This window comes from Iningainema tapete BLCC-T55, assembly GCF_014698965.1.
Classification (GTDB): Bacteria; Cyanobacteriota; Cyanobacteriia; order Cyanobacteriales; family Nostocaceae; genus Iningainema; species Iningainema tapete.
Window position 1 is genome coordinate 52,515 of the sequence record NZ_JACXAE010000049.1, and the last position, 19,904, is coordinate 72,418.

The window sequence follows — 19,904 nt, forward strand, 5'->3', positions numbered from 1 at the left end:
GATGATGACCAAAGAGCGGATCAAAAAGGCTATTTTATTCTTGGGCAATCCGCCTATAACTTAAGTTATAGGCTCAAATCTCAAGTCAGAAGACAGCTGACTAAAAAGCAACTGTTTAGTCAGCTGTCTTCTGACTTGAGCTATTAGCCATGTACTTGAGTACATGGCAAACGTGTATAGAATGAAATAGCTCTGAAAAAGTTTAATGACAATAAACGTCTTGCACCTAACAAAGCTGAAATTTGACAGCAAACATAAGCTCGATGAAGCTTAAATTCGCATAAGTTTTTTTGAACAGAAATTTATTCCATTAATTCAAGGCTTTGAGAGAGAACATGAAAAAACGTCTTGTTGTATGTTGTGATGGAACTTGGCAACAGTTAGCTAGTTCATGCCCAAGCAATGTGATTAAGATTGCTCAGATGGTGAAACCGATCGCCAGTGATGGAACTCCACAAATGGTGTTTTATGACGAGGGAATTGGAACAGATAGTCAAGCTACCAAGCTTGTGGGCGGAGCCACCGGACTAGGAATCGATAGAAATATACAAGATGGCTACCGCTTTTTGAGTCTCAACTATGTTAAAGGTGACGAAATCTATCTGTTTGGTTTTAGTCGAGGTGCTTACACAGTCAGAAGTCTAGCCGGGATGATCTATTGCTCAGGTTTGCTTTATCGCTCACATATTACCAAAGCACCTGAAGCTTACGAGCTTTATCGTGCCAGAGACGTTAAACCAAAGGATCAAGTAGCATTTGATTACCGTGAAAAAAACGGCAATCGCGTCCCAATCACCCTGCTTGCTTGTTTCGACACCGTCGGCGCTCTTGGTATTCCTGGTTTACCAGCCTTGAAGAAGTTTTCCGAACAGATCAATCAGAGGTACAAATTCCACGACACCACTTTAAACAGCTGTATAGAGAATGCGTTACATGCTGTGGCGATCGACGAAATCCGCGAAATTTTTGCTGTAACTCCGATGAGGAAAAACCCTGATGCTGAGAACCAGAGGGTGATTGAAGCTTGGTTTCCTGGCGAACATGGTTGCGTCGGTGGTGGAACGGAAGAATACAGGGGATTATCAGACGCCACCTTACAGTGGATGCTCGATTCAATCTGTAATCTCGGACTAGAACTGGAATTTGATCCCAGTGTCATTCCAGGGGGTATCCAGCCTGATTACAGCTGCGATTTTAAGAACGATCCTGGGTTTTTCAAATTGGCGGGAATCAAGCTGCGCGAGGTGGGCGATCGCATTGAAGATCTTCACGAAAGTACAATCAAGCGTTGGCAAAACCTACAAGACTACCGCCCCAAGAATCTAGAAAGGCTTGCCGATAAGCTGAATTTAAAGTAAACAAGAAGAGGCAACTTCAAGTCAAAATTGGACAAAACCAATCAAATCTATAAATTAGGGAGAATCACCAAATTATGGCAGCAAAAAGAGACACATCCAAAGACGGGTTCAAAAACCAGCTTGAGACAATGGCTTTAACAGGGTTTAAACCAATTTGGGAATTTATTCAAAGTAACGATGCTCTCAAAAAAAGAGTCAATAAAACTCTCATTAACAATGCCATCTCTAAAATTCCTACTCGTCCCTATCCGTTTAGTACAAAGTCTCCCTACACTTCTTGGGAATCATTAATAGATCGAGGCTACTCCGGGCTTCATTTACCACCTCTTGATTGGGAACCTTTAACCGATAAAAACTATATAGGAGTTAATTTATCTCCTACCGATCAGTTTGAAAAAAACCTTCCTCCTATTCAAGATCTGAAAGTCTTGTATAAGAAAACTGGAGAGACTAAATACTCACCAAAATCCACCTTGATGTTCCCGTATTTTGTCCAGTGGTTTACCGACAGTTTTCTACGCACAGATCGTAACGATCCCCGTAAGAATACTTCCAACCACCACATTGATATGTGTAATGTGTATGGATTGAACTCCGCAATTACTGACTTACTACGATCTAAACAAGGAGGCAAACTAAAAAGCCAATTTATTAATGGGGAAGAATATCCTCCTTTTTACTTTGATGAAAATGGACAACCCAAGGAAGAATTCAAAGGACTGCCCCTTCAATTAACAAAGGAGAATGTCCCAAAAATCGAGTCTATTCCCCCAGAAAAAAGACAAAAATTATTTGCTATGGGGGTAGAATTAGAACGGGTAAATGTGCAAATAGGCTATGTCATGCTTAACGTTCTTTGCTTACGAGAACACAATCGCATCTGCGACCTTTTGGCAAAGAATTATCCATCTTGGGATGATGAACGCCTCTTCCAAACGGCAAGAAACGTTGTCATGGTCGAGATGTTGAAAATAGTGCTAGAGGATTATATCAATCATATTACTCCCTATCACTTTCAATTCTTCACAGATCCCCTTGCATTTGTTGATGAAAAATGGTATCGCATGAATTGGATGGCGGTAGAATTTACCTTAGTCTATCGTTGGCATAGTATGCTGCCCGACACTCTCATTCATGACGGGAAACAAATGCATATGCGCGAATCGATGTGGAACAATGACATGATTATTAACAAGGGTTTGGGAGCTATATTTGAGGAAAGTTGTTCCCAACCTGCCGCGCAACTGAGTTTATTTAATACGCCAGACTTTCTCATTGAAACCGAGGTAGCAAGTATTCATTTAGGTCGCACAGCAAAATTACGAAGCTACAATGATTATCGTGAGATGTGTAAGTATCCACGAGTAACTAATTTCAATCAGATTAGTAGCGATGAAAACGTTCAAAAAGAACTGAAACGATTATATGGTCATGTAGATAATATAGAGTTGTATGTAGGAATGTATGCAGAAGATCTACGACCAAATTCAGCCTTACCTCCTTTAGTCGGAAGACTGATCGGAATTGATGCCTTTTCTCAAGCTTTGACCAATCCTCTGTTAGCAGAGAATGTCTTCAATCCAGAAACTTTTTCACCAGTAGGTTGGGAAGAGATTATGAATACCAAAACTCTCTCTCAAGTTCTACATCGCAATATTCCTCAAGGTAAAGACTATAGAGTTTCTTTTTACCGCGAAGATTGGCAACCAGTTTGATTATCTAATAGACATCTCCGAAAAACAATGTAGAGACGCGAAATTTCGCGTCTCTACAAAGATTGCATACTGATTAATTAATCCTACAAAACAATGAAACTATTTACAGAATATCCGGAAAAAGACGAACTCAAATACTACGATCTCTTTCGAGATTTAATCAAAAAGCGGATGGAAAATCTTTACGGGGGTGATAAGGCAGAACCTGCGAAGAGAGATACTCACGCTAAAACCCACGCTGCTGTTCAAGGAACTCTAGAAATCTTTGACTTTGATGAAGCAGCAATTAAGCAGGAATTGAGCAAACGCACCTCATTAAATGAAGCTCAACTTTCTAACATTTCTATCAAACAAGGTTTATTTGCGAAACCGAAACAATATCCTGTGTGGCTACGATTTGCAAGTGGTGCCTTTTCAGTTAAGAATGATTATAAACCAGATACACGCTCTATGTCCGTAAAAGTGATTGGGGTGGAAGGAGAAAGACTAGCTCAAAGTCACGAGTTAAAAACCCAGGACATTATTGTACACAATGCCAACAACTTTTTTGTCCTAACCATCAAATACTACTACAGCTTTTTTGTGGCGATTTATATATCGGGGCTTTCTTCATTTCTTAAACTATACCCACTGTTATGGCTACTGCGGCATCCCAAACAATTCGCACTTCTAAAAAATGGTTTCAAACGGTTTCCCAAGAGTTTGCTTACAGAAAGCTATTGGAGTGGTTCAGCGTTTTCTTTGGGACTAAAATCTGATTTTGACCCAACAAAACCGGGTATAGTTCCTGTAGAATATCCGGCTGTGGTAAAGTTTGCATTTACTCCTGTTTCTAGTCAACCACCTCATCAACAGATACCTTACCAAGTTAGATCCCAAAGTGATCTTAAGCGTGCCAAAGCCTCAAGTTCAGACGACAACTACTACCGAGAGGATATAATTCAATCTCTAGCAAACAGTAATGCTGAATACTGTTGGGACTTTCAAATCCAATTTCAAACTAGCCCAGAGATGTCCATTGATGATGCTACCATTGTTTGGAAGGAAGAGGAATCACCCTTGTTTACAGTTGGTCGTCTAACAGTTAAGCATCAGAATGTTCAATCTCCCCAAGAAGATGACTTTGGGGAAAATCTTCGCTTTTCTGTTTGGAACGGTTTGGCAGTCCATCGTCCTGTCGGTGCGATCAATCGGTTACGCAGCATTGTTTATCCTATCGTTGCTGAGTACCGTCTCAAACAACGAAGAGTCAAATACACCGAACCAACTGCTTGACTTTTTACCTAGAAAATGATCGCTCAGATCGCTTGAGCGATCGCACCAACAAACGCAATGAAAAAGGTTACACTAACGGAATTGAGTAATAATATTGATCGTCTACTGGTGATGGTACTAGAAACAGGTATTCCATTAGAAATTAACAAAAATGGAAAGGTGTTAAAAATTGTGACTATAGAAAAAAAAGATAAACTGAAAAATTTGACTTTTAAACCTGATGTCATTCAAGGAAATCCAGATGATTTAGTTAATATCAGTTGGGAGCAGGAGGTTAATTTTGCTAATTTTGGGCTTTTTGTTTGCCATACACCTTAAACTGTCTGACAACGTAGTTGATTAGGCGGGGCGTTGTTGGCTCAAAACTTGATGTGCATAGTTGAAATCATCATTTGTAATTCGGATTGCAACAGGATCTGTCAAACCTTGAGCGCGATCGCGATGGATTGCTTCTACAGCAGTGCGATCGCGCCATCAATGCCAAATCCGCCCCATTCCAACCTTCAGTTACTGCCGCCCAATGTGCCAAATTCACATCTTCCAAAGGACGTTCAAGGTTGTGAACTTGGACAATTGACAAGCGGCTTTCCAGATTTGGCAATCCACTAATAACAGGCTTGCGAGAGAGCAACTCGTGAATTGGGAGCAGATTTATGATGGCGGGTGCTTCGGTTGCGATCAAATTCCTGGGATAGCTCAATTTAAACCTGAGACAACCTATTTGCTTGTTCTCAACGGTTCATTAGGGAACGATTCTTTTTCTCTAAATCGGTTGCGATCGCTAATTGGGCGTAGCCATTCTCCTCACATTACCGTTGACATTGACTTGAGTACCAATGAGTTGAGCGTTTCTGCTACAATCTCGCGTCACCATACTGTGATTCAGTGGGCTAACAAGCGCATCATATTATCCAGTCACTTTGTTAAATTAGCTGATTTTGGGTTGCAGACTGCTTAGCCGATTGTTAAAAAGGTATAGGTGTAGATTTGCTTAAGGGGCAATCTTGTTTGTAGTGTCATCTTATACGATGACAAAACAGCTTTTTATAGCTAGACTAGTTGCAAAATAACAGACAGTGCTGTGCTAAACATTTCATATAACCCGTAGTTAAGTAGTAAACTTATACTTCTACGAGTTAACTTTTTATTATTAAGGTTTGAATTGTTATTGGTATGCAAGAGAATATGAAACCTATTACTAAGCAAGAAAGAATAAAAAGGGCAGAGCTACAGATTGAAAATAAAAAGCAAAATGTAGACTATGATACACGCGAGTTTACAATAGAGTACATTGTAGACAAGTATTTGAAAAAAGAAGAAGAAGATAAAAATGAAATTTATGTACCTGAGTATCAAAGAGAATTTGTATGGGATGAACGTCGTCAATCAAGATTGATAGAATCAATCATTTTGGGGCTGCCTGTACCTCTCATTTTTGTGGCAGAAATCCAAGAAACAGGACGTTTAGAGATAGTTGATGGATCTCAAAGAATCAGAACATTAGCTCAGTTTCTTCAAAATGATTTACAGCTAACAGGACTTGTTAATCTTGAATATTTGAATAGTTTTAAATTTGAAGACTTTCCTCCGTCACGTCAGAGAAAGTTCAAGAATACTCCAATGAGAATGATTGTTCTATCAGAGAAGGCTAATGAAGAGGTTAGAAATGATATGTTTGACCGTATCAATACCAGTAGCCTTCCACTATTCCCAATGGAGAAGAGAAAGGGAATATTTAAAGGAAATTTTAATGATTTTGTCTTTGAATGTTCTAAAAATTCTAAGTTTGGAAAACTATGCCCTATAGGTTTTCATTTTAAGAAAAGGCAAGAGGAAGCTGAGCTTGTTTTGAGATTTTTTGCATTTTCAGAAACTTATCCTGAATTTAATATTCAGGATATTAGTTTGGAATTTACTGGTGTAGAAAGGTTTTTAGATAAATATTTAGATTTAAAAAATTTGAATGCAACCGAAGCAGAAATGGTTCAAAAGAAAAAGGAATTTGAAAGAATGACCAATATGTTTCCAGGAAGATAAGCTTCCAATATCAGGCAATCTTAACGCAGAAAAGATTGATGAGCTTATCCACCAATACGGCTTTTTTGGGAGAATAGAAGTAGACAATAAGCGAGTAAAATATATTCTAGACCACATAGTAAAAATGAGATGTGATTTAGCACACGGAAATGTGTCATTTCGTTGGGCAGCTAGCGGAAAGGTTATGAATGAAATAGTTGCTATTAAAGATGATACGATTCAGTACCTAGAAAACTTATTGCAAAATATTAGTGAATTCATTAACCAGAAGAAGTATAAAGGGAGATCCTAATTCAGCAAGCAGAGAATTTTGCTAATTCAACTGCACGCTAAGAAAAATTTTGAGCCAATCCTAGACAAAGTTGTTTCTGTATACACCCATCTGATGCGTGCATACAGAAAGTATCAAATATGCAGGCAGAGAAAAACTTGTAAATTAGAATTTATCTTCCCAGTTTCTTGTATCGGTATGGTATCTTTGTAAATGTCCTACATTTGTAGTTGCAATTATTACTTTATTACCTTGATTTTGAGATGTAATTATTGCTGTAGCTGCCAAAATTACGTCTCCATCAAGAGCTTCTTTTGAGGCTGTTTGTTGACCAGTGCTGCGTGCCCATGCCCAAAGTTCTGCTGCCTTAAGCATGATTTCTGTTGTTATTGGTATGTACTGTATGTTCTCAAGATTTTCAATTTCGTTTAATCTTTCTATCCCCTTTTTTAACTTTTGGTGAATTAATTCTCTCCGAACTTCATAATCTGCTATTTCAGGAATATAAACAAAGTATTTTTTGATTATTATTCTAAACCATTGTTGACATTTGATTACTACCTCCTTTTGACTATTTGCATGGGTTATTAAACTAAGTGGTCCAGAGTCCAGTAAAATTATTTCTTTGTTCATGAAAAGAGAGTACGTCCACCTTGTCTTCTTCTTTCAGAGTCAATTCCTTCCATTAAGGCTTCTAAACTTTTCTCTACTTCCTCTTCATCATATTTCTCATTCCAATACTCAAAAAGCTCATCCACTGTCTTAAACCTTTTTTTAAATTTTTTCTGATAATTACTAATATCCCATAAAATAGCCTTTGCCTTTGCTTTACTATTTATTAAGTATTCTTTTTTGTTTTCATCTTCTAATTGATGTTTGTCTAAAGTAGAAAGAAATTTTTCTGCTATTATCTTAGTAATTTTTAGTAAATTTTCTGGTACATAACCTGTGTAGCTTTCTGTCACTTCTAACAAATTACTCAGAAATTTATAAATATTTTTTAATCCACTAAAGCTTATTTCTTCACCTGAATCAATATCTATAATTTTCAGAATTTCCAGCAGAGCTATGCGTACTGCTATATCTGCTTCTAGCGATTTAATATCATACTCAAACTCCTCGAAATCTTTTAGTAAACTAGAGGGTAAAAAATTGTGAAATTGAGTTATAAAATTATTCACTAACTCCCGAAATAATTTCCATGATTTAAATTGTTGTTGCAAATTTTGTGTTTGATGAAACTCCAGTTTTACTTGTTCACTTTGCTTTACTATCTCCTCAAGTCTTTTATGAAAACCTTGAGGTGCTTGAGGATGGCTAGAGTTAAATATTTCCTCTAGTTTATTAATTGTTTCTTCTAGTCCGGTATTTATATCTGAACTACCGTCATTAACTGACTTTACTACCTCAATGGCATCTAGTAAAAGTGAAGTCATATTTTTTACTTCCTGCTTCTCACTTTGTTTCTTTGACAGAAGCGTCAAAGCACCAAGCCCTATATGCTTAATACAGCAATGACAACTGAGCTTAGTACTTCCCATCTTAAGTCATCTGTTTTTATTTATGCTGATTTTGGACTTTTTGTTTGCCATACACCTTAAACTGTTTGACAACCCAGTTGGTTATGCGGGGCGTTGTTGGCTTAAAACCTGGTAAGCATAGCTAAAATCGTCAGTGGTAATTCTGATTGCAGCAGGATCTGTCAAACCTTGAGCGCGATAGCGACGGATTGCTTCTACAGCAGCACGATCGCCTAACAATGCCAAATCTGCTCCATTCCAACCTTCAGTTACTGCCGCCCAATCTGCCAAATTCACATCTTCCAAGGGACGTTCTTGATTGTGAACTTGCAGAATTGCCAAACGGCTGTCCAAATTGGGTAAATCTACTAATAGTTGTAAATCTAACCGTCCCGCTCTAAGTATAGCTGGGTCTAAAGCATCAGGACGATTGGTGGCGGCAATCACTAAGATGGTAGCACCTGTTTGTAAACCGTCCAATTCTGTAAGTAATTGTCCCACCACGCGATCGCTCACTCCCGAATCGCCACTATAACGCCCTCTCGCTGGTGCCAAAGTATCAATTTCGTCGATAAATACAACGCAAGGGGCTGCTTGTCGCGCTTTAGCAAACAATTCCCGCACCGCTTGTTCGCTTGCACCCACCCACTTACTCAGTAATTCTGGTCCATTAACGCAGATAAAATTAGCTCTAGCTTGGGAAGCCACTGCTTTGGCTAACATAGTTTTGCCAGTTCCGGGTGGTCCCCAGAGTAAAATACCTTTAGGAGGTCTTGCTTTTGTTTTTAGATAAAGTTCTGGATGTAGTAGTGCGCCTTCTACTGATTCGCGCAAAGTTTGTTTAATCTCCTCCAACCCACCAATTTCTTCCCAGGCAACATTGGGTGATTCTATTTCTACTGAACGCAAAACAGCGGGTTTAATTTCTTTAAGTGCTTGCAAAAAATCCGACTGCTCTACTGTTATAATGTCGGGAATTGGCTCCTCAATTGAGGGAACTTGGCGACGCAAAGCACTGTATGCTGCTTTTTGACAGACTGCTTTCAAATCTGCACCCACAAAACCGACAGCTAAATCGGCGATCGCTTCTAAGTCTACCATCCGATCTTTAGGCATAGCGCGAGTGAGAATTTGCAATATCTCCAAACGTCCCTGACGATCTGGCACGCGAAATTGTACCTCACGATCAAATCTTCCCGGACGACGTAACGCTGGGTCAAGATGATCGGGGCGATTAGTTGCCGCTAGCACTATTACACCTTTAGTTTGGGCAAAACCATCCATCAAACTCAACAGTTGTGCAACTAGTCGTTTTTCCACTTCCCCTTCTACTTTGCTACGATCTGGGGCAAGACTGTCGATTTCATCTATAAATATTATACATGGAGCATTTTTGGCAGCTTTGTCAAAAATTCCGCGTAGTCTTTCTTCAGCTTCGCCATAGTGTTTGCCGATCACTTCTGGTCCAACTAATGCGATATAATTAACTCCTATTTCTTCTGCCAGAGCGCGGGCAGTTAGGGTTTTGCCAGTACCAGGAGGACCTACTAACAAAACACCGCGTGTAGGTTCCAGTCCAAGTTTAGCAAGTAAGTCAGGACGTTTTAAAGGTATAGCGATTAATTCTTTCAGTTCTTTGAGAACTTCTCCAAGCCCGCCCACATCTTGAAGAGAAATAGCTGTGGAGTTTTTTGCGGTAGAACTTGAGTGACTAGAACTTGGCGTCTGTGGAGTGGGGCGATTTGTGCCGATATCGCTACTTATATTACCAGAACGGGGTATACCTCCCGAACGAGGTATACTCCTAAGAGGACGAGTACTGAACTGCACATCAGTTTTGATTTCTCCCTTTTCAATTTTTTCTTCTAGGGTTTTCGCAAGTTCTAATAAATGCTCAAAACCTTTGAATAAATCGCTCATCAAATTCCTCCCATTTTTTGCAGTCTGATTTTTAAAAGCCAACTCCCAACTGGTTATGTTTCATTAATACTACTATTTTTTTCTGATTTGATAGTAGTGCCTGTTCGTTATACTGGAAAAAAGGCTGGAACTGACCAATGTTTCTGGCGATTAGCTCAGGCACTCTCAGCGTTGTATCCTAATGGTACAGACGAAGAACTTTGGGTGAATGGTTTTTAGAAAGAAAAAAGGACTTGGATTTTAATATTTATGATACGCTCCTAACTGAATATATCATCTGTGTTAGGGTTAGATAAAGTGATTCCAGATTTTGACGAAAATGGTAATTTACAGCCAGGTGTATATTTTTGCGAATGGGAGGAGTTTAAGGAAAGATTTGGAAACAGTTTCAAGCGAGAACGAATGATCAATGGTTTAGAACTGGCAATGACGCAATTAAAAGCGGCTGGCTGTAGAATAATTTACATAAATGGCAGTTTTGTTACCAGTGAACCAAGCCCTAATGATTTTGATGCTTGTTATGATAATGCAAAATAGAAAGGGAATTATTGCTATTAATTTGGTGAGATGGGAACCATGATTAAAAATGAAAAGCAATATGAGTACAGCAAAGATTGTGCAAAAAGATTTGAATATTCCATAGCTGTAGTTGAACAAGACGAAGCGTGGAAGAAAAGAGATCCTGAACGCTGGCAGCTTGACATTGATGTTAAAAAGTCTCATTTAGTGGCTTTACAAGAAGAAATCGCTGAATATGAAAAGCTGTTTGATTGTGATAAAAGCCAACCAATTAAAATTAAAGTTGAAAATTTCAACAAACTGCCAGATGTATTAATAAAAGCTCGCATAGCAGCAAAAATGAGCCAGAAAGAACTGGCTGATATTTTAGGGTTTGAAGAACAACGAATAAAAGAGTGTGAAGATAAAGATTATCAATGCGCGAGTTTTTGCGAAATCCTCGAAGTGAGTGCAGCCTTAGGTGTGGAGTTTGACAACGCATTTGTTCAGGTGAATTTTGAGGAAATAGAAGAAGGAAAAAAAAGTGCCCAAAAATGGCATAAATGGCGAGAATTAAGGATGAATCTAAAATCTCAAGCTTCCTAATAGGTTTAAAAATTAGAACAGGAGATTCGCTGCTCCTTTAATCCGGTCTAGGGGTTCCACGGAACGGGGTAAGATTGGTAGGCGGATAATAGTTTGCTCGGCAAATAAACTAGTATCAAGTTCTACATCTTTGCTGTAGCGGTTATGCACTATGTAACGCTGCGCAACTCCCATGTTTTGCAAAGACTCAGTTAACCGCGCAACTTCGGCAATAATTGCAGCTTGAGCTTGGATGACACCAATAAATTCTGTGTGGCGGGGATCTTTCAATTTTTTCTGGGCTTTGACAACTTGTTGTCGCAAATTTCGCAGCCGCCCGATAAATTCTATTCTACCTAAAACATTTTGATACTTCATCCACAACTTGAATATCCAGGCTAGCCAATCTGCTAATGCAGATGGCATTTCCAGAAAGCGCAGAAGATGACCTGTTGGGGCAGTATCTAGGATAATTAAATCATGTTGTTTGCGCTCTAATAAATCTATTACTGTAATGAGGGAGAGCATTTCATCAATACCAGGTAAAGCTTGCGCTACAATTTGTCGCCAAGCTTCAGGAGTGTAAGCGATTTTCACTGCTCCTGCGACTGTTCCTTCGCCGCTCATCATTTCGGCTAGTTCCCAAAGATAATCATTGCGGAACTGTTCTAATACTATCTCGGCATTGATTTCTTGACCGCTTAAATTGGCAGTTATCTGGGTAGGTTCGTGTTCTAATTTTATTCCGAAAGCATCTCCTAAAGAATGAGCAGGATCGATGGAAATTAGGTGAATATTTTTCTCTGGATAACGACTTGCTAATGCCCACCCTATAGCGGCTGCTATTGTAGTTTTTCCCACTCCTCCTTTGCCGCCAACGAGAATTAGTTGGCGTTCTTCAGCAATAAAATCACTGAAACTGGGTGGCACTTTAGCGGGTAATTGTATAGATGGAGGTGGTACAATTGCTACTGTATCAATTTTTTGAATTTGGTTAATAATCTTGTCTAAGGCTTCACCCCCAAGAGGTTCTGATACTTCTGGTACAATAAAAATAGGTTTTACTAGTAATTTTAAGAATTTATCTAGTAATCGTTGTTGTTCGCTATAGCGGTCTAAATCTACATCTGCATCTGTTATAATACGGTTAATAAATAAGCCTCCGCACGCAATTTTTAATATTTGTAAGTTTTCGATAAATCTTTCTGTTTCTAAAAGGCTCATGGGTTCGGCGATCGCCACTACCAAGCAAGCGCTGATATCTTGATTTTGCAGCAAGCGTCTGCCTTGTGCCAATTCAGATTTCATGTTGACTAAAAATTCATCGACTTCATCTGCGGTATAATTTCCCCTAAAAGTTTTAGCAATTAACCGATGTTTTTCTTGGAATAATTCTAAAGAATTTAAAACTATATCTAAAAAATCTTTAATTCCCAGCAAATTTAAAGTATGCCCAGAAGGAGCCATATCTACCACTATTCTATCAACCACTTTTTCTGTAAGCAGACGTTGAATTTCTAATAGACTCATGACTTCATCTAAACCGGGCCAATTTAAATCCCAAACAGGAGTTAAATCTTCCCCTTCAACGAAACTTCCCCGTTCAACTAATAACTCTAAAAACTTGCCGTATTTTGCTTTAAATTCTAAAAGTAATTCTTTAGCATCTAACGCTTGAACACTCAAATTAGGTAAATCGGTTAAAGGTAAAGCATTGTTTTCTACTTTGATTTGCAGTACATCGCTCAAAGAATGTGCCGGATCTGTGGATATTAATAGTATTTGTTCGTGGGGAAATAATTTTGCCCAGCGCCGAGCAAAACCGCAGGCAAGGGTGGTTTTTCCTACTCCGCCTTTACCGCTAAACATTGCTAGGTGAAGTGAGTCGTATTTGATCATATTTTTAAATAAAATGGTATGGAGGTAAAGCTTCTCCTAACTGTAATTCCCAGCGGGAGCAAGCTTGTTGCCATGTTAGAAATTGTTCGGCGAGTAAGGGTTCGTCTTGACGACTGACTAAAAGAAAAATCCGCGCTTCTTCACCCTGTGGTTGAACAACAATTGCCGACTTATATATCTGGGTAATCAGTTCAACTATCTGATTCCACTCCATATTTTGAGCTATTTGAAAGTCTTGCTGTGTTTGATAGCGTTGTTTTTTGGCTAAAAAATACTGTCTTCCTCCTACTTCAGGTGTGACTACTGGTTCATCCAGAGTTTTGGGAATAAACTTCAATATATATTCAGCTTTCCCACTAAGTTGGCGTATCTTTTCTAGATATTCCTGAGCGTGGGATTCTAGATAAGTTAGTAAACTTTCTTTGGCGGTAAAGGATGTGCCGAATCGCAAGGGTAAAATTGTAGTTTGGCGAAACAGTTCGCGAATAACGCAATCGTGCGACAAAACTGCTTGGATTAATTGTTCGTCATCGTTCTGCAATGATTCTAGGGAAACCTTTGGTTCCACTAAAGCTGAAATGCCAGCATTACTAATTATAAGTACGCGCGAGCCTATACCGTAAGGCAACTCAAGGGCAGCGACTGGTGTCTCTAAAAAGGCGTAAGTGTAAAAATTATCTAGTTCCACGCTTAGTAGCCGATGTAAAAATTTTCACTATTTAATATCTCAACTTGTTGCCAGGTTGCGCCATGAATCTTACCGTGATTAGCGTTGACGGTGTGATCTTTAACTACACTACCAGTACCTTCATTCAAGGGCCAGTATCCCACTAATCCGGGTTCGTTGCCCACAAGACAACGCGACATATCAGCTTGGATTTCTGCCTGAGAACGAGATCGATTCCAAATGCGAAATTCAGAAACTTGCCCTTTATAAAAATTCCGCCCCCCTGCTCCGCGACACAAGTAAAGCGGTGAATTGTTATGAGTTGTCCCTATAGTTGTGTCATTTGCGCTTGCCACTTCGACACCATCCACATACAAGTACAGATGCGAACTTTGCTTAACAAACGCAATATGATGAAGTTGTTGATCGTTAATCGGTTGCGAAGAAGTCATTGCTGGATTTTTTTTCCCATCATATCGAGACGCATAGATGCGGTCATTTTTACTGCTGTATCTAATGGCATATGGAAAGGGGGTTCCTGTCCATTTTTCAAGGACATTGATATCGAACGTTGCTTTACCCTCACCTTGCTGTACAGGATCTGGCTTTAACCAAACTTCGATGGTAAAATCTTGATCTTGGGCAAAGTCTAACGCAGCAGAATATGGGATTTCTACATAATCATCCTGCCCGTTAAAAATCAAAATCGGTACAACCGATTTTAGCGGCACTTCTGTTTGCTCCCAGATATCCTCATCAAAGGTTGAATTATTTTTCTGAGATTCACCCCTAGTAGTTTCCTCTTGTGTTTGTGTTGCATCAGGTTGCAGATCTTGGGAAGAGGGAGTTATGATGACTTCTGGGGTTATAACCATCACATGAGTTTCTTGATCTTCAGGCGAAAGCGAGGAGGAAGTCTGAATTTCTTCTGCTGACAAGGATCTTCCCCAAATCCGCACGTTAGTAATACTGCCGTGAAAGAAACAGGAACTTGCGCCGGGTTGTTCAATTGCTCCTGCACCTACATGCAATGGATTTTGATCGTTTGGTAGAAACGGAACTCCTACCCATTGTCCTACTACCGAACCATTGACGTAGAAAATCATTGTTTGGGACTTTTCGTCATAGGTTCCTGCTAGATGAGTCCAGATTCCTTCTTGAGATCTTGAGCCTGTAAGAATAGCCCAAGGAAATCCCATCATACCGCTTCCCATCCAGAACTGCCACTGTTGTGCGCTGTTCACGCAGAACACATACCCTCTGCGCCCAAGGCTTGCAGAACCATTGACGGAGGTTAAGATTGCCCGATAGCCACTACCACCTTGATACTTAACCCACATCTCAATTGTAAAGCTAGTCGGGTTGAGATCTATCGCGTAGGGGATGTCAATTTGGTCACTAATACCATTGAAGTAGGGAGTCGCGGTTGCAGGATAACCAAGGTCAACATCTTTTGGTTGTCCGCTAACAGTTTCTTTTATTTTCATCGAGTGTCCATCCCCCTAAACGGATACTTTCTCTTAAATGTTCAACTAAGAAATTTTGCTAACGAGTAATAGTATTTACGAATGCTGTTTGCTAATTATAGTATTATTTATATGTAAATTCAAAATTATATATGAAAAACATTCATCCGCGCCGCACAATTCAACCGACAATCAGTACAGTACCCCGCTATAAGAGTGAGGCGTCTGAACAATTAGAACTATATAAAATGGTAACGAAACGGCAGCGCATCCAGCAAGAATTGCAGTTTATGGAACAGCGTCTCCAACTATTGAAACAACAACTGAGTATGTTGGATAGCCAAATAGAAAAATCTGAAAAGAATATTCAGAAGTTGCGTCAATCAACTCCTATTTCTTCTCCTACTACAGCTACTCCTCAGAAAAGTGTTAAGTCGAGTAATTTCCAGACTTTCCACTTTGAATATTAGCATCCTCCTTGTAGAAGTTTGTAGTAAGCGCTTGAGCGCTTAAGCGCTCACTACGAACGTATATGTTTAATTTCACCTACTTACTTAATAATCTTCGGCTTCCTCCAAAGCTTGAATTTTCAGCAAAAGTTCTTCTTCTTGAATTTCAAAATCCTCTTCAGAAATATCACCTAAATCAAATGCTAACTGCAATGCTAATAACTGTTTTTGCAAATTTTGTGTATCATCTAATTCAGCATTAGCACGCTCTAGAAGTTGCTCTGCTAACCAGATAGTTCCACCTAGTGGTGCTGACAGTGGAAAGGTTAATAGTTCCAGTAACATAACGTTATCTCTCTTAAGAAAGCTGGGCAAATGTATAAGGTGCTGTAAAATTGTTGTAGCGGATTCGCAAGCGATCGCCAAATTTTTGGTCTATTTCTTCTACTTTTTCGCTAAAATTAGATTCACTTTCCCAACGAATCAAATAAGCTGCATTGTAAATCATCTCTTCCGTCATCGTATCGTTTTCCACAAATTCAGAAGCCAAAACCTGCAATTCGGAGCGGAAAACATTAATGACTGCTTCCTTACGCAGTTGCAAACCACTTTCAATCAGCTTGCCAATTTCGATTATTTCCGACTGACTTAAAGCTTTCCCTAACCTAGCATCGCGCTTTTCTTTCAAGCTGACATTTGATTCTAGTAACGCCTGCATCTCCAACTTACTATTCCAAAATACCTTGACGCTAACTTCTCTGTATCCCTCCAATTTTTGAAATAACTCTTCTAGTTTTTCCTTATAAGGACGAGTCAATTGTTCGGTTACAGTTTCCCATGTTTTCACTACCAATCCAAAGCGGAGAGGTAGCAGAGTACGAAACCCTTCATGCATCGCCTCTTCCAAAACTCTTTCATGGCACAATAAATTGCGTCGCGAAGTGAGATATTTCTCTTGTTTAGCATCCGAGTATAAAAAGTTAAACCCATCAATACTATACCCCCGTACTGGTTCTCTATCTAGTCCTTCTAGTACCACTTTTTCCGAAATAGGTGCTGGTAAAATGCCGTAAAGATAAATACCATGACTCATAAAAATTTACTTAAAATATACAACATTATTTATATCGGCTTTGATGTCAAAATTAGGCGTAGCTTTGCGTGAATCAAATTCAGGTTTCCCAAGCCTAAATCAACATCACCATGCACCACAACACCAATATTTAAAAGTTTATCTAGTAGTTCTAATATAGAAGGATTATTACTAGCTTCCCCTGGATAATAAGTTCCTGGCTGCGGTAAAAGAGTACCGAATTCGCCCAGATTTACATTCAAAGAAGCTGGCTCGATTTCAAAAATTTCGCATAACTGTAGTACTTGTTCTTCCAGCTTTTGTAGACTAAGAGCCGCTCTATCTAACTCTGACTCGCTGAGAAGTTGTTGTTCCATGCGGCGAATGACTTGTGCTTCCATTAACTGGCGCACCAATTCCACCACTGTTAACAGTAAAGAAGCTAACCCCGCCTTACTGTTCAATTTGTTAGTATTGGGTAGATCGGGATTTTCCTCGTGTATACCAACTAATGTCATAATGCTAATAATTAAGGATCGTTGAACTGCTTGTTTGCACCAAATTCTACTTGACTGCTAGCTAAAGCTTTGAGCGATCGCATTTCTGCTTCTAAACTTTGCAACCGTTCCTGAAGTTGGCGATTTTCATCAATTAAAGTCTGCGCCTTACTTGTAAGATAGGGATCGTTCTCCCACCAATTTATTCCCATCTCTCGCGCTTTATCTACTGAGGAAATCAACAAGCGAATTCGGATATGCAACAGTTCTGTGGAGGCTACAGAAACCGAAATATCACCTGCAATCACAATTCCCTTATCCAAAACTCGTTCGAGAATATCTGCCAAACTTGAACCTTGGGTAGATGTTGCAATTGTTCGACTTGTGTTGGATTGTGAACTGAGCGGCAGTCCTGGTTTAGAAGTCACGATTTGTTCGACTCTTTAATAATAGTATTTTACATCCCAGTTATCAACTAAGTATATAAAATTTTCCTTCTCTACAGCACGAATTTGAATGTCTTTTTTTTCTTTTTTCATAGATATTTTTGTAATTTTCCCCTAAGAAAAAAGTAGGAAAAGTAGGAAAAGTAGGAAAAGTAGGAAAAGTGAGAAGAAGTACATAAATATAGACTGTCCAAGTTTTTTAAGATATGATTATTTCTTATGAAATCTATCATCGATAGATGATTACAGAAATTATCTACATTCAAGAGAAATAATCATGGCAGTTGAAAAAGTAAATTCATCTTCTAGTTTGGCTGAAGTAATTGATCGCATTCTCGATAAGGGTGTTGTCATTGATTTGTGGGTAAGGGTATCCCTTGTGGGAATCGAACTTATAGCCATAGAAGCACGGATTGTGCTGGCATCAGTAGAAACTTATCTGAAGTATGCTGAAGCTGTTGGCTTAACTACTCAAGCTGCTGTACCAGCAGTCTAAAAGGTTGAGCGAGCGAACTGCGTAAATATTTCAGTCCGTTAAAACGGACTTGAGCTATTAGCGAGCCAGCGCTGTAGGAGGGTTTCCCACTGTCACGGCGACTGGCGTCCTTGAACTGAAGTTCAAGGCGTAATATTACAAAAAGGAGTTTAGAGCGTGTCTCTCAGAGAACAATGGTACGCAGCCAGACAGCAACGCCAACAGGAAGTGCGGGAACGTCAACAGCAGGTGCTTTTGACTCGAATGCAGTTTCAGGCGGAGATGGCAGCGTTGCATGAATATCAACGGGCAATGCTCAGTCAGTTTTGTCAGAACTTAGCGATGGAAACAGCAGAATTTCTGTCTGCTACAACGGCAAACAGAGCAGCAATGGCAGCGGCAATGCGCGAGTATTTGAGTAACTTCTACAGCACTTTGCAAGCTGATGTAGCTGCTTTTAGAGAGGAAACGCGATCGCATCAGTTACAAGTCTGGCAGGAACAGCGACAGCAACGGGCAGCCTATGTAGCAGCGATGCGAAATTATGTTTGGGGGACAACACCCATTCCAATATCTGAGCAACACCTATATAGCGCTACTCCAACAAATGAGATGGGAGGATATCAGTTGTGACGACGGTAATGCATGCCAACTCCCAAAATTTTGTCGATACACCAACAATCCATCGTCTCACCCAGCGTGCCCTGCGCTATCTTCACGCTGGTTTCTCCGTCCACTTGCGCGGTCCGGCGGGAACAGGTAAAACAACATTAGCAATACATTTAGCGAATCTTCTAGAACGTCCGATTTTACTGATGTTCGGAGATGATGAGTACAAACCCTCCGATCTAATTGGCAATCAACGGGGCTACAACCGTAAGAAAGTTGTGGATAATTTTATCCACACTGTTGTCAAGCTGGAAGATGAATTTCGCTCCTCTTGGGTTGATGCCCGTCTCACCACTGCCTGCCGCGAGGGCTTCACTTTAGTCTACGATGAGTTCAATCGCTCCCGTCCGGAAGTTAATAATGTGCTGCTGTCGGTATTGGAGGAAAAGCTCCTGGTGCTACCAACCTCAGCCCAGCAACAGGAATATATTCGCGCCCATCCCCAGTTTCGTGTCATCTTTACCTCCAATCCAGATGAGTATTGCGGAGTTCATGAAACTCAAGATGCTCTAATGGATCGACTGGTAACGATTGATATTCCAGAGCCAGACGAAATGACTCAGGTGGAGATTGTTGTGCAAAAATCAGGATTGACAAGAGCAGATGCTGGGGCGGTCGTACATTTGGTCAAGCGGTTTCGGGAGCGTACACAAACAAAGGAAAAGTCCTCAGGTTTGCGGGCGTGTCTGATTGTTGCCACAGTCTGTCATAGCAATAATATTCCTGTTGTGTCAACCAATCCTGACTTTCGCGATATCTGTGTAGATGTGCTGCTGTCACGTTATAAACTATCCCAAAATGATGGGATCTCGATTCTTCACGAACTGTTTCAAGAAGTTCCGGCAGTGAAAAAATCTTCTGCAAGGCGGCGTTTGGAGGGACAATGATTCTGATTCGCACCATGCGGCAAATTCGTACTAGTGGAACGATCCCTAGTTTCCGCTCCTGCCAAACTTTGAGCCATTTAGACTTGTCAAAGAGCGATCACGCTCGTCAAATCGGTGCATCAGCAAAAATGCTGGAAAAAGAAGCACGCAGGCAATGGCTTGTGCAACAATGGAAACAAAGGTGGTAATTCGATCTTA

General features: G+C 39.9%; 25 protein-coding genes and 1 pseudogene. 15 read left to right on the forward strand and 11 right to left on the reverse strand.

The annotated features are described in order from the left end of the window. Positions 1-335: 335 nt before the first annotated feature. The 4 genes from ICL16_RS13625 (at position 336) to ICL16_RS13640 (ending at position 4,666) form a co-directional block, all read left to right on the forward strand. Positions 336-1,358 (forward strand): DUF2235 domain-containing protein, encoded by a 1,023-nt coding sequence (locus ICL16_RS13625; protein ID WP_190828438.1) that lies wholly within the window; start codon positions 336-338, stop codon positions 1,356-1,358. A 74-nt stretch (positions 1,359-1,432) separates the two neighbouring features. After that, entirely contained in the window at positions 1,433-3,073 is a 1,641-nt protein-coding gene (locus ICL16_RS13630) for a peroxidase family protein (protein WP_190828440.1), read from the forward strand. Positions 3,074-3,166: 93 nt separating this feature from the next. After that, the gene (locus ICL16_RS13635) at positions 3,167-4,348 is read left to right on the forward strand and encodes a catalase family protein (protein ID WP_190828442.1); all 1,182 of its coding nucleotides are present in this window, start codon (positions 3,167-3,169) and stop codon (positions 4,346-4,348) included. A gap of 57 nt (positions 4,349-4,405) precedes the next feature. Further along, positions 4,406-4,666, forward strand: a complete 261-nt coding sequence (locus ICL16_RS13640; RefSeq protein ID WP_190828444.1) for a type II toxin-antitoxin system Phd/YefM family antitoxin — start codon at positions 4,406-4,408, stop codon at positions 4,664-4,666. A gap of 70 nt (positions 4,667-4,736) precedes the next feature. Here ICL16_RS13640 and ICL16_RS13645 read toward each other — a convergent pair whose 3' ends face one another. After that, positions 4,737-4,949: a hypothetical protein gene (locus tag ICL16_RS13645; RefSeq protein ID WP_190828447.1), complete on the reverse strand. Its 213-nt coding sequence runs from the start codon at positions 4,947-4,949 to the stop codon at positions 4,737-4,739. A 33-nt stretch (positions 4,950-4,982) separates the two neighbouring features. Between ICL16_RS13645 and ICL16_RS13650 the strand changes: the two genes are divergently transcribed. From ICL16_RS13650 to ICL16_RS47695, 3 genes are all read left to right on the forward strand, one after another. Then, positions 4,983-5,306 carry an FHA domain-containing protein gene (locus ICL16_RS13650; protein ID WP_190828449.1) on the forward strand — a complete coding sequence of 108 codons (324 nt, stop codon included), beginning with the start codon at positions 4,983-4,985 and terminating at the stop codon, positions 5,304-5,306. Between the two features lie 227 nt (positions 5,307-5,533). Further along, a complete protein-coding gene (locus ICL16_RS13655) occupies positions 5,534-6,385 on the forward strand; it encodes a DUF262 domain-containing protein (RefSeq protein ID WP_190828451.1) in 852 nt (283 codons plus the stop codon). Positions 6,386-6,431: 46 nt separating this feature from the next. Beyond that, positions 6,432-6,677 carry an MAE_28990/MAE_18760 family HEPN-like nuclease gene (locus tag ICL16_RS47695; RefSeq protein ID WP_420485276.1) on the forward strand — a complete coding sequence of 82 codons (246 nt, stop codon included), beginning with the start codon at positions 6,432-6,434 and terminating at the stop codon, positions 6,675-6,677. A gap of 144 nt (positions 6,678-6,821) precedes the next feature. Here ICL16_RS47695 and ICL16_RS13665 read toward each other — a convergent pair whose 3' ends face one another. The 3 genes from ICL16_RS13665 to ICL16_RS13675 all read right to left on the reverse strand — a co-directional run bounded on the left by ICL16_RS13665 (position 6,822) and on the right by ICL16_RS13675 (position 10,096). Next, positions 6,822-7,289: a PIN domain-containing protein gene (locus ICL16_RS13665; protein ID WP_190828458.1), complete on the reverse strand. Its 468-nt coding sequence runs from the start codon at positions 7,287-7,289 to the stop codon at positions 6,822-6,824. After that, the gene (locus ICL16_RS13670; protein ID WP_238360766.1) at positions 7,286-8,092 is read right to left on the reverse strand and encodes a hypothetical protein; all 807 of its coding nucleotides are present in this window, start codon (positions 8,090-8,092) and stop codon (positions 7,286-7,288) included. The genes ICL16_RS13665 and ICL16_RS13670 overlap by 4 nt, the downstream gene beginning before the upstream one ends. Positions 8,093-8,278: 186 nt before the next feature. Next, entirely contained in the window at positions 8,279-10,096 is a 1,818-nt protein-coding gene (locus tag ICL16_RS13675) for an AAA family ATPase (RefSeq protein ID WP_190828463.1), read from the reverse strand. A 96-nt stretch (positions 10,097-10,192) separates the two neighbouring features. Between ICL16_RS13675 and ICL16_RS46795 the strand changes: the two genes are divergently transcribed. From ICL16_RS46795 to ICL16_RS13685, 3 genes and pseudogenes are all read left to right on the forward strand, one after another. Continuing rightward, entirely contained in the window at positions 10,193-10,315 is a 123-nt protein-coding gene (locus tag ICL16_RS46795; protein WP_273038684.1) for a hypothetical protein, read from the forward strand. Between the two features lie 78 nt (positions 10,316-10,393). Further along, positions 10,394-10,624 (forward strand): annotated as a pseudogene (locus ICL16_RS13680) (DUF6932 family protein); the annotation flags it as partial. Between the two features lie 48 nt (positions 10,625-10,672). Beyond that, positions 10,673-11,200 (forward strand): helix-turn-helix domain-containing protein, encoded by a 528-nt coding sequence (locus ICL16_RS13685; protein WP_190828465.1) that lies wholly within the window; start codon positions 10,673-10,675, stop codon positions 11,198-11,200. Between the two features lie 12 nt (positions 11,201-11,212). Here ICL16_RS13685 and ICL16_RS13690 read toward each other — a convergent pair whose 3' ends face one another. Genes ICL16_RS13690 through ICL16_RS13700 form a run of 3 tightly spaced genes read right to left on the reverse strand, consistent with a single transcriptional unit; the run spans position 11,213 to position 15,232 of the window. Continuing rightward, a complete protein-coding gene (locus tag ICL16_RS13690) occupies positions 11,213-13,078 on the reverse strand; it encodes an ArsA family ATPase (protein WP_202895538.1) in 1,866 nt (621 codons plus the stop codon). A 4-nt stretch (positions 13,079-13,082) separates the two neighbouring features. Beyond that, positions 13,083-13,766, reverse strand: a complete 684-nt coding sequence (locus ICL16_RS13695) for a GvpL/GvpF family gas vesicle protein (RefSeq protein WP_190828467.1) — start codon at positions 13,764-13,766, stop codon at positions 13,083-13,085. 2 nt (positions 13,767-13,768) lie between these two features. Further along, entirely contained in the window at positions 13,769-15,232 is a 1,464-nt protein-coding gene (locus ICL16_RS13700; protein WP_190828469.1) for a LamG domain-containing protein, read from the reverse strand. A 131-nt stretch (positions 15,233-15,363) separates the two neighbouring features. On the opposite strand from ICL16_RS13700, the gene ICL16_RS13705 reads away from it, so the two are divergent. After that, positions 15,364-15,681, forward strand: coding sequence for a gas vesicle protein (locus ICL16_RS13705; protein ID WP_190828471.1), 318 nt, complete (start codon positions 15,364-15,366; stop codon positions 15,679-15,681). A gap of 84 nt (positions 15,682-15,765) precedes the next feature. Here the strand turns inward: ICL16_RS13705 and ICL16_RS13710 are convergent, their stop codons facing one another. From ICL16_RS13710 to gvpJ, 4 genes are read right to left on the reverse strand one after another with little or no spacing between them, the layout of a single operon-like run. Next, positions 15,766-16,005 (reverse strand): gas vesicle protein GvpG, encoded by a 240-nt coding sequence (locus tag ICL16_RS13710; protein ID WP_190828473.1) that lies wholly within the window; start codon positions 16,003-16,005, stop codon positions 15,766-15,768. Between the two features lie 13 nt (positions 16,006-16,018). Continuing rightward, on the reverse strand, positions 16,019-16,753 hold the full coding sequence (gvpF, locus tag ICL16_RS13715) for a gas vesicle protein GvpF (protein ID WP_190828475.1): 735 nt from the start codon (positions 16,751-16,753) through the stop codon (positions 16,019-16,021). 29 nt (positions 16,754-16,782) lie between these two features. Then, complete coding sequence (locus tag ICL16_RS13720; RefSeq protein ID WP_190828477.1) at positions 16,783-17,250, reverse strand: gas vesicle protein K; 468 nt, start codon at positions 17,248-17,250, stop codon at positions 16,783-16,785. Positions 17,251-17,261: 11 nt separating this feature from the next. After that, positions 17,262-17,657 (reverse strand): gas vesicle protein GvpJ, encoded by a 396-nt coding sequence (gene gvpJ / locus ICL16_RS13725; RefSeq protein WP_190828479.1) that lies wholly within the window; start codon positions 17,655-17,657, stop codon positions 17,262-17,264. A gap of 295 nt (positions 17,658-17,952) precedes the next feature. On the opposite strand from gvpJ, the gene gvpA reads away from it, so the two are divergent. From gvpA to ICL16_RS13745, 4 genes are all read left to right on the forward strand, one after another. Then, the gene (gvpA, locus tag ICL16_RS13730; RefSeq protein WP_190828481.1) at positions 17,953-18,171 is read left to right on the forward strand and encodes a gas vesicle structural protein GvpA; all 219 of its coding nucleotides are present in this window, start codon (positions 17,953-17,955) and stop codon (positions 18,169-18,171) included. Between the two features lie 156 nt (positions 18,172-18,327). Further along, positions 18,328-18,783 (forward strand): gas vesicle protein GvpC, encoded by a 456-nt coding sequence (gvpC, locus tag ICL16_RS47240; RefSeq protein WP_190828484.1) that lies wholly within the window; start codon positions 18,328-18,330, stop codon positions 18,781-18,783. Then, positions 18,780-19,706, forward strand: coding sequence for a gas vesicle protein GvpN (gene gvpN / locus ICL16_RS13740; protein WP_190828485.1), 927 nt, complete (start codon positions 18,780-18,782; stop codon positions 19,704-19,706). Before gvpC ends, gvpN begins: the two co-directional genes overlap by 4 nt. After that, positions 19,703-19,894: a hypothetical protein gene (locus tag ICL16_RS13745; protein ID WP_190828487.1), complete on the forward strand. Its 192-nt coding sequence runs from the start codon at positions 19,703-19,705 to the stop codon at positions 19,892-19,894. Before gvpN ends, ICL16_RS13745 begins: the two co-directional genes overlap by 4 nt. The last annotated feature ends 10 nt before the right edge of the window (positions 19,895-19,904 follow it).